We start from the raw sequence: 8,898 nt of genomic DNA, 5'->3' as shown, positions 1-8,898 counted from the left end.
TGTGTATAAGAGACAGGGCCGGAGGACGGCAGCTTCTCGGGGGAGGTGTCCGGTGCCTTCCCGGACTCGGCGGCCTCCGGTTCGGCCGGGGAACCCGAGGGCTCCCCGGCATCATCCATCTTCATCAGACTTCGAGGAGTTCTGCCTTCTTGTGCTCGAGCAGCTCGTCGATCTGCGCCACGTAGCGGTGCGTGACGTCGTCGAGTTCCTTCTCGGCACGGTGGACCTCGTCCTCGCCCGCCTCGCCGTCCTTGGCGAGCTTGTCGAGGGTGTCCTTGGCGCGGCGGCGGATGTTGCGGATCGCGATCTTGCTGTCCTCCGCCTTGCCGCCCGCGACCTTGATGTACTCCCTGCGGCGCTCCTCCGACAGCTCGGGGAAGACCACCCGGATGACGTTGCCGTCGTTGCTCGGGTTCACGCCAAGGTCGCTGTCGCGGATCGCCTTCTCCACCGCCTGCATGGACGACTTGTCGAAGACCTGGACGATGACCATCCGGGGCTCCGGCAGCGTGAAGGACGCCAGCTGGTTGATCGGCGTCGGCACCCCGTAGTACTCGGCGGTGATCTTGTTGAACATGGCGGGGGTGATGCGGCCGGCGCGGATGGTCTGGAAGTCCTCCCGGGCGACCACGACCGCCTTCTCCATCTTCTCCTCGGCTTCGAGGAGGGTCTCGTCGATCACTGTGACTCCCATGTCATCTGGTCGGCCCTACTCCTAGGGTTCCACACTGCGCTCCGCGCCGCCTCACGCACTGCGTTTCCCGGCTGTGGTCAGCCTTCCGCCGGGCTGACCAGCGTGCCGATCTTCTCACCCCGGACGGCCCGGACGATGTTGCCCTGCCCCATGAGGTCGAAGACCACGATGGGGAGCGCGTTGTCCATGCAGAGGCTGATGGCCGTGGCGTCCATGACCTTCAAACCCCGCTGTAGAACTTCACCGTAATCCAAACGGTCGAATTTGACCGCGTCTGGATTCTTTCGCGGATCGGCGTCGTAGACACCGTCCACCTGAGTCCCCTTCAGGACGGCCTCTGCACCGATCTCCAGCGCGCGCTGGGCGGCGGTGGTGTCGGTGGAGAAGAACGGCTGCCCGAGGCCCGCGCCGAAGATGACGACGCGGCCCTTCTCCAGGTGCCGGATGGCCCGCCGCGGAATGTACGGCTCGGCGACCTGGCTCATGGTGATGGCGGTCTGCACGCGGGTGTCGAGCCCCAGCTTCTCCAGGAAGTCCTGGAGGGCGAGGCAGTTGATGACGGTGCCGATCATCCCCATGTAGTCGGCGCGGCCGCGGTCCATGCCGCGCTCGGCCATGACGGCGCCGCGGAACATGTTGCCGCCGCCGCAGACGACCGCCACCTGCACGCCTTCCCGGACCGCCTCCGCGATGGCCTCCGCCACGTGCTGGACGATCTCGGGGTCGATGCCGAGGGGCTCGCGTCCGGCGAACGCCTCGCCGGACAGCTTCAGCAGCACCCGCTTCCAGCCGGCGCGCGGAGCGTGCTGGACGGACGCGTCCGCGCCGGTCCCGGTCCGACCGGACGCACCGCCGCCGGCCCCGGCCCGGCCGGCCGCGCCGCGTGCGGACGCGTCCCGATCGGACGACGAGGCCGCCGTCGCGCTAGTGGTCGTCTTGTCCGGCACGTCGGCGGCCTCCTCGTTCCTTCGCGATATCTGTCGGGTATCCCTCTCCAGGATGCCCCTACGCCTGCCCGACCTTGAAGCGGGCGAAGCGGACGACCTGCACACCGGCCTCGTCGAGGACCTTCGCGATCGTCTTCTTGCCGTCCTTCACGAACGCCTGCTCCAGCAGGACGAAGTCGCGGAAGTAGGCGTTGACCCGGCCCTCCACGATCTTCGGGATGGCCTGCTCGGGCTTGCCCTCGTCGCGGGTGAGCTGCTCGGCGAGCGCCCGCTCCTTCTCGATCGCCTCGGCGGGGATCTCGTCGCGGGTGAGGTACTTCGGCGCCATCGCCGCGACCTGCTGGGCGACGTCCTTGGCGACCTCGGCGTTCTCGCCGTCCAGCTCGACCAGGACGCCGGTGGTCGGCGGCAGGGACGGGTCGGACTTGTGCAGGTAGCTGGCCACGTAGGCGCCCTTGAAGTGGGCGAAGCGGCGCAGTTCCACCTTCTCGCCGATCGTGGCGCTGTGCTCCTCGACCAGGGTCTGGACGGTCTTGCCCGGCTCGATCTCGGCGGCCAGCAGGCTCTCGGCGTCGGTGACGCCGCTGCCCGCGGCGAACTCGACCAGGCGGTCCGCCAGCCCGATGAACTGGTCGTTCTTGGCGACGAAGTCGGTCTCGCAGTTGAGCTCGAGGAGGGCCCCGTCACCGGAGTTCGCAAAGTACTCGGCGACCAGCCCGTTGGCGGCGGTGCGCTCGGCGCGCTTGCCGACGTCCTTGGCGCCCTTGAGCCGCAGCAGCTCGGTGGCCTTGTCGAAGTCGCCGTCCGCCTCGGTGAGGGCGTTCTTCACGGCCATCATGCCGGAGCCGGTCAGGTCGCGCAGCCGCTTGACGTCGGCGGTGGTGAAGTTAGCCATCGCTCTCTTCGCTTCTCTCGTCGTTGGTCGTGGGACCCGCGACGGCCCGGCGGTGCCCCGGAAGGGCCCGCCGGACCACGGGATCAGGCCTGCTCGGCCTCGGCGGCCTGCGGAGCGTCCTGCGCTTCGGCCGGGGCCTCGGCAGCGGCTTCCGGAGCCGGCGCCTCCGGCGCCTCGGCGGGCGCCGCGGGGGCTTCCGGCGCGGCGGGGGCTTCCGGCGCGGCGGCCTGCTCGCCCTCGGCGGGGGCCTGCGCCGTCGCCTCGGCGGCCTCCTCGGCCGGCTTGTTCTCCAGCAGCTCGCGCTCCCACTCGGCCAGCGGCTCGGCGCCACCGGCGGCGGCGCTGGCCGGCTTCTCGTCCCCGCCGGACGCGGCGCCCGCGCGGGCGATCAGGCCGTCGGCCACGGAGTCGGCGACGACGCGGGTCAGCAGGCTGACGCTGCGGATGGCGTCGTCGTTGCCCGGAACCGGGTAGTCGACCTCGTCCGGGTCGCAGTTCGTGTCGAGGATCGCCACGACCGGGATGCCGAGCTTCTTGGCCTCGTTGACCGCGATGTGCTCCTTCTTGGTGTCCACGATCCAGATGGCGCTCGGAACCTTCGCCATGTCGCGGATACCGCCGAGGGTGCGCTCCAGCTTGTCCTTCTCACGCCGCAGCCCGAGAAGCTCCTTCTTGGTCATGCCGGAGCCGGCCACGTCGTCGTAGTTGATCTCCTCCAGCTCCTTGAGCCGCGTGAGCCGCTTGTGGACGGTGGAGAAGTTGGTGAGCATGCCGCCCAGCCAGCGCTGGTTGACGTAGGGCATGCCGACGCGGGTCGCCTGCTCGGCGATGGACTCCTGGGCCTGCTTCTTGGTGCCGACGAACAGGATCGTGCCCCCGTGGGCGACCGTGGCCTTGACGAACTCGAAGGCGCGGTCGATGTAGGACAGCGACTGCTGGAGGTCGATGATGTAGATGCCGTTGCGCTCGGTGAGGATGAAGCGCTTCATCTTCGGGTTCCACCGGCGGGTCTGGTGACCGAAGTGGACGCCGCTCTCAAGGAGCTGCCGCATGGTGACGACGGGTGCCATTGCCCGTGCTCTCCTTCTCTGGCCCTGCCGGGCCGCATTTGGTTGTTGCCTACGCCCGGGTGTCGCCCCACCGTCGCCGTGGCGACGGACCGAGGGACGGCGCCCCACCATGTCTTCGGTGGCATGCGGACGCGTGAAATCAGCCGCCGGGATACCCCAGGCGGCTGTGCCCGTTACCGGGTCCGTGACCTCTCCGCTCACCGGGAGCGGCTTCTCACCGCCCCGCCCTGGGGACGGATCGGCGACGGCCTGGCCCTGGCCGGTGTCCTTTCGGGCACTCCTACAGATTATCAGGGCCCGGACGCGTCCGGGAATCAACGCTCAGCGCGGTTATCCACAGTTGGCGGCGGGGCCTCCGGGCGGTGCGGCGGACCGGCAGGCTCGGGTCCATGACCCTGTTGACTCTGTTCCTGACCTGTGTGATCACCGCCGGGGCGCCGGGCCTGGACGCCTGGCGGTGGCCGTTAGGGCCGCCCGCCCCGCAGGTCGTCCGGGGCTTCTCACCGCCCGCGTCCCCGTGGGGTCCGGGCCACCGGGGCGTGGACCTCGCGGCGCGGGCGGACCAGCCCGTCCACGCCGCCGGACCTGGACGCGTCTCGTATGCCGACCGGCTGGCCGGACGCGGCATCGTCGCGATCGACCACGGCACGTTGCGCACCACGTACCTGCCCGTCCGTCCCAGCGTCCGTGTGGGCGGCCGGGTCGCGTCCGGCACCCGGATCGGCGTTCTGGAGGAGGAGCACTCCCACTGCCCGACGCCCTGCCTGCACTGGGGTCTACGCCGCGGCTCCCTGTACCTGAACCCGCTCGACCTGGTCCAGCACCAGGTCCGCCTGCTCCCACTCTGGCAATCGCCCTCGCCGACACCTCGCGCCCCGGAACCTTCATCCGAGCCGAGGATGACCCTCCGCGACGCGACCACGGCGACGGGAGGGGCACTGACCGGCATGGCCTTGACCTTCACCCTGGCCTTCGCCTGGCGCCGCACCCGTGCCCGCTACCGCCTGCACGGCCGGCGCCGCCCACCAGAGGGCGTGGTCAACCTCTCCGAAGAACGCCGCCTACGCCGCACCCTCTAACCCAGGCCCCCGCCGATCCGACATACGGGATCGGCGGGGGCGGGCGTTCCTAGGTGCATTCAGGAACAGGCCGACGGTGCGCGATCGCGAGGACCGGGGTGCACGTCGGCCTCCCGATACTGCTGCGGCGAATCGAGTGCCAGATTGTGCCGTGGAGTCGGGGATCCACTAACGGTGGAAACGAGCGCGGCCCCCGTTCCCGCCCGCGGCCGAGCACCAGGGGCCGTCATGTGGCCGCCTGCGCTCCCAGCAGGCACGGGACACCGCTGAAGCCCGCCTTGGCCGCCTCGGACGGTTCCCGCAAGCCCCTAGTCCGCCTGGGAGCCGCGAGGGTGGGCTTGGCGGTGGACCTGTTTGAGTCGCTCGGCCGATACATGGGTGTAGATCTGCGTGGTCTGCAGGGAGGCGTGGCCCAGGATTTCCTGGACGCTTCGGAGGTCGGCTCCGCCTTCGAGGAGGTGGGTGGCGGCGCTGTGGCGGAGTCCGTGCGGGCTCAGGTCGGGCACCTGGCCGACCTCGGCGATTCGTGCGTGGACGATGCGCCGTGCGCTGGTGGGGTGGAGGCGTCCTCCGCGGGTGCCCAGGAAGAGGGCGGGGCCGCTGTCCTCAGTCGCCAGTGCGGGCCGTCCTGCGCGTAGCCAATCCTGGACGGCGCGGGCGGCGGGCTCGCCCATGGGAACGGTGCGCTCTCGGCCACCCTTGCCCAGGACGCGAATTGTTCCGCGGACGGCGTCCAGGTCGTCGATGTCGAGACCGCACAACTCACTCACCCGCACACCCGTCCCGTAGAGGACCTCCAGGACGGCCAGGTCTCGTAGACCCACGGGCCCCTCTGCGTCCATCTTGTCGAGGAGGTGCGCGGCATCGTCCTGGGTGATGACCCCGGGCAGGGCACGCTGCCGTTTGGGCGTGCCGAGCAGCAGCCCTGGATCCTCCTGGAGCAGGCCGCGCCGGTGCAGGTGACGAGTGAACGCGCGGGCGGCGGCGGTCCGGCGGGCAAGGGTGGCGCGGGAGCGGCCCAGTGCGTGCTGACGCGCGAGCCAGGCGCGAAGTAGCGACACGTCGAGTTGCGCGGGCTCCGTCACGCCGAGGTCGGTGGCGTAGGCGATCAGGTCGCTCAGGTCACCGCGATAGGCCCTCGCCGTGTGCGGCGAGACGTCACGCTCCGCGCGCAGATGCCGTTCGAAATCGGAGAGTGCCTCCTCCAGCGCGTTGCTCACAAGAGTCACGCTGCGCCAACGGCCTCCGCGAAGCAAGGACCTCAGACCGTTTCGCGCGAGTCGCCGGGATTGCTCTCCCGAAGTTATCCACAGGCAGTGGTTTCTTGGCGACGCAACGTCACCCTCCGGCAGCGTCGAAGGCCGGAGGTGAGGCCATGAGAGCCCATATCAGTCTCGGCCGGCGCGGCGAGGACGCGGCGGCCGACTACCTGGCCGGACTCGGCTGGACGATCATCGAGCGCAACTGGCGGTGCGACGGCGGCGAACTCGACATCATCGCCCACGACGGCCGGGGCCACGTCGTCTGCGAGGTGAAGACCCGCGGCTCGGCACGGTTCGGCGACCCCCTCGAAGCGATCACCACGCACAAGGCGGCCCGGCTGCGGCGCCTGGCCGGGCGGTGGGCCGCTGAAAACGGCGCCGGCGGCCGGCGCGTGCGGGTGGACGTCCTCGGCCTCGTCGCGGACGGCGACGGCTTCTCGATCGACCATCTGCGGGAGGTGTGCTAGGTGACGCTCGCCAAGACCCGCTCGGTCTCCCTTGTCGGTGTCGACGGCTTCGTGGTGGACGTGGAGGCGGCGATCACCAGCGGCGTCCCGGGCCTGCACCTGGTCGGCCTGCCGGACACTGCGCTCAGCGAGGCCCGCGACCGGGTCCGCGCCGCAATCTTCAACTCGGGCGAGGACTGGCCCAACAGGCATGTGACGGTGTCGCTGTTCCCGGCGAGCATGCCCAAGAAGGGCTCGACCTTCGACATCAGCATCGCGATCGCGTTGCTCGCGGCGGCCGAGGCCGTCCCCGCTCGGGCATGTGCCGGGCTCGTGCTGATCGGTGAACTCGGCTTGGACGGACGCCTGCGCCCAATCCAGGGCGTCCTGCCCGCCGTGCTGGCCGCGGCCAACCAGGGCTGCCACACGGTCGTCGTCCCGAGGGCCAATGCCGCCGAGGCCGAACTCGTCCCGGGGATGAAAGTAGTGTCCGCGAGCACGCTGCGCGGCCTCCTGTGCCTGTTGCGAGACGAGCCACCGCCCATCGAGGAGGACGAGGAGGACGGCCCGTCCCCGCTCACGGACAAGCTCGCCCTGCGGCAGCAGGACATCCCGCCCGACCTCGATCTGAACGACGTGCGCGGCCAGGCAGAGGCACGCCGGGCGCTCGAGATCAGCGCCGCAGGGGGGCACCACCTTTTCTTCGCCGGGCCACCCGGCTGCGGGAAGACCATGCTCGCGGAACGGTTGCCGACCCTGATGCCGCCCCTGGAACCCGACATCGCGCTGGAGGTCACCGCGATCCACTCCGTCGCCGGGACCCTCCGGCCGGGGCAGCCGCTGATCACGCAACCGCCGTTCTACGCGCCGCACCACACCGCGTCCCGCGCCTCGATGGTCGGCGGCGGCTCGGGGCGCGTCCTCCAGCCGGGCGCCGTGTCCCTCGCGCACCGAGGGATCCTCTTCCTGGACGAGGCTCCCGAATTCATCGCGGGCACGCTCGACGCCCTCCGCCAGCCGCTGGAAGAGGGCGAGGTCCGGATCAGCCGGATCGAGGGCATGGCGCGGTTCCCCGCCCGGTTCACGCTCGTCCTCGCGGCGAACCCGTGCCCGTGCGCCGCGGCCAAGCAGATCGACTGCTCCTGCGCGCCCGGTGTCCGCCGCAAGTACGCGTCCCGCCTGTCCGGCCCACTGCTCGACCGCATCGACCTCAAGCTCGAACTGGCGCCCGCGACCCGGGCCGAACTCCGCTACGACCTGGAGTTCGCGGAGTCCAGCAAGGTCGTCGCCGAACGCGTCCAACTCGCGCGGGAACGGACGCTCAGACGCCTGGCAGGCACCCCGTGGCGGTCCAATTCCGAGATCCCCGGACCGGAACTGCGCCGTCGCTTCACACCTCCGGCCGACGCGATGCAGGGCGCCGATGAGGCCCTGCAGCGGGGCGCGCTCAGCGCACGCGGCCTCGATCGCGTCCTGAGAGTCGCCTGGACGATCGCGGACCTGGCGGGCCACGACGAACCCGGCCCGGACGACGTCGGCGGCGCGCTCATGCTGTGGTCGGCGGGGCGCCCATGAGCGACGAGCGCACCGCCCGGGCCACCCTCACCGCCGTGGCGGAGCCCGGCGACACGTTCCTCAACCGGATCATCGACCATTCCGGTGCGGAGCGGGCACTCGAATCGATCCGCACCGGCACGCTGCCCGACGGCGTCATCGCCGACGCGAAGGAGGTCAAGCGGCTCGGCCAATGGCGCATCCGGCTCATCGCCGCCGAACCGGACCAGGACATGGCCGTGTGCGCCCGCTTCCGCGGCCGCCTCATCTGCCCGGGAGACCCCGAATGGCCGACGACCCTCGACGACCTAGGCGACGGACGCCCGTACGCCTTGTGGCTGCGCGGCCCCGGCGACCTGCGCTACGGCTGCCTGCGTTCGGTCGCCGTCGTCGGTTCCCGCGCCGCGTCCCCCTACGGGCTGCGCGCCGCCGCCGACTTCGCTTCGGAGCTGGCCGACCGGGGCTGGACGGTGATCTCCGGCGGCGCCCTCGGCATCGACGCCGCCGCGCACCGCGGCGCGCTGGCCGCCGACGGCTCCACCGTCGCCGTCCTCGCCAACGGCGTCGACGTCCCGTACCCGGCGTCCAACGAGGGCCTGTTCGCGGAGATGGCCCGGCGCTGCCTCCTGGTGAGCGAGTCGCCGCCGGGCACGCACCCGCACCGCCTCAGGTTCCTCGTCCGCAACCGCGTCATCGCCGCCCTGTCCCGCGGAACGGTCCTCATCGAGGCGGAAGCCCGCAGCGGAGCGCTCAACACCGCGGGCTGGGCGGCCAGGCTCGGCCGTGTCGTCATGGCCATGCCGGGCCCCATCACCAGCCGGACGTCGGTCGGCTGTCACCGACTGCTGCGCGAGGAGGGCACCACCCTCGTCACCCGCACAGAGGAGATCATCGAGGCGGTGGGGAGCATCGGCACGGACCTCGCCCCGCCACCGCACACCCCCGTCCTCC

General features: G+C 71.0%; 9 protein-coding genes. 4 read left to right on the top strand and 5 right to left on the bottom strand.

The window, feature by feature from the left end; translation table 11 throughout:
• Positions 1-124 precede the first annotated feature (124 nt).
• The 4 genes from frr to rpsB form a co-directional block, all read right to left on the bottom strand.
• A complete protein-coding gene (frr, locus tag E1266_RS32480; protein WP_132053632.1) occupies positions 125-682 on the bottom strand; it encodes a ribosome recycling factor in 558 nt (185 codons plus the stop codon).
• Between the two features lie 89 nt (positions 683-771).
• Complete coding sequence (gene pyrH / locus E1266_RS32475) at positions 772-1,473, bottom strand: UMP kinase (RefSeq protein WP_132053634.1); 702 nt, start codon at positions 1,471-1,473, stop codon at positions 772-774.
• 226 nt (positions 1,474-1,699) lie between these two features.
• Entirely contained in the window at positions 1,700-2,536 is an 837-nt protein-coding gene (gene tsf / locus E1266_RS32470) for a translation elongation factor Ts (protein ID WP_132053630.1), read from the bottom strand.
• 83 nt (positions 2,537-2,619) lie between these two features.
• On the bottom strand, positions 2,620-3,606 hold the full coding sequence (gene rpsB / locus E1266_RS32465; RefSeq protein WP_132053628.1) for a 30S ribosomal protein S2: 987 nt from the start codon (positions 3,604-3,606) through the stop codon (positions 2,620-2,622).
• A gap of 389 nt (positions 3,607-3,995) precedes the next feature.
• Here rpsB and E1266_RS32460 point away from each other — a divergent pair, with 389 nt between their 5' ends.
• A complete protein-coding gene (locus tag E1266_RS32460; protein ID WP_132053626.1) occupies positions 3,996-4,685 on the top strand; it encodes a M23 family metallopeptidase in 690 nt (229 codons plus the stop codon).
• A 308-nt stretch (positions 4,686-4,993) separates the two neighbouring features.
• On the opposite strand, the gene E1266_RS32455 is transcribed toward E1266_RS32460, so the two are convergent.
• Entirely contained in the window at positions 4,994-5,905 is a 912-nt protein-coding gene (locus E1266_RS32455) for a tyrosine recombinase XerC (protein WP_243719163.1), read from the bottom strand.
• Between the two features lie 155 nt (positions 5,906-6,060).
• On the opposite strand from E1266_RS32455, the gene E1266_RS32450 reads away from it, so the two are divergent.
• The 3 genes from E1266_RS32450 to dprA all read left to right on the top strand — a co-directional run.
• Positions 6,061-6,414, top strand: coding sequence for a YraN family protein (locus tag E1266_RS32450; protein ID WP_132053622.1), 354 nt, complete (start codon positions 6,061-6,063; stop codon positions 6,412-6,414).
• Positions 6,415-7,968, top strand: a complete 1,554-nt coding sequence (locus E1266_RS32445) for a YifB family Mg chelatase-like AAA ATPase (RefSeq protein WP_132053620.1) — start codon at positions 6,415-6,417, stop codon at positions 7,966-7,968.
• On the top strand, positions 7,965-8,898 hold a 934-nt coding region (dprA, locus tag E1266_RS32440), incomplete at its 3' end, for a DNA-processing protein DprA (protein ID WP_132053618.1). The genes E1266_RS32445 and dprA, both read left to right, overlap by 4 nt.

The organism is Actinomadura sp. 7K534 (assembly GCF_004348575.1).
Taxonomy (GTDB): Bacteria; Actinomycetota; Actinomycetes; order Streptosporangiales; family Streptosporangiaceae; genus Spirillospora; species Spirillospora livida.
The sequence above is the reverse complement of the archived record's forward strand: the minus strand, read 5'-3'. Positions and strand labels throughout refer to the sequence as shown.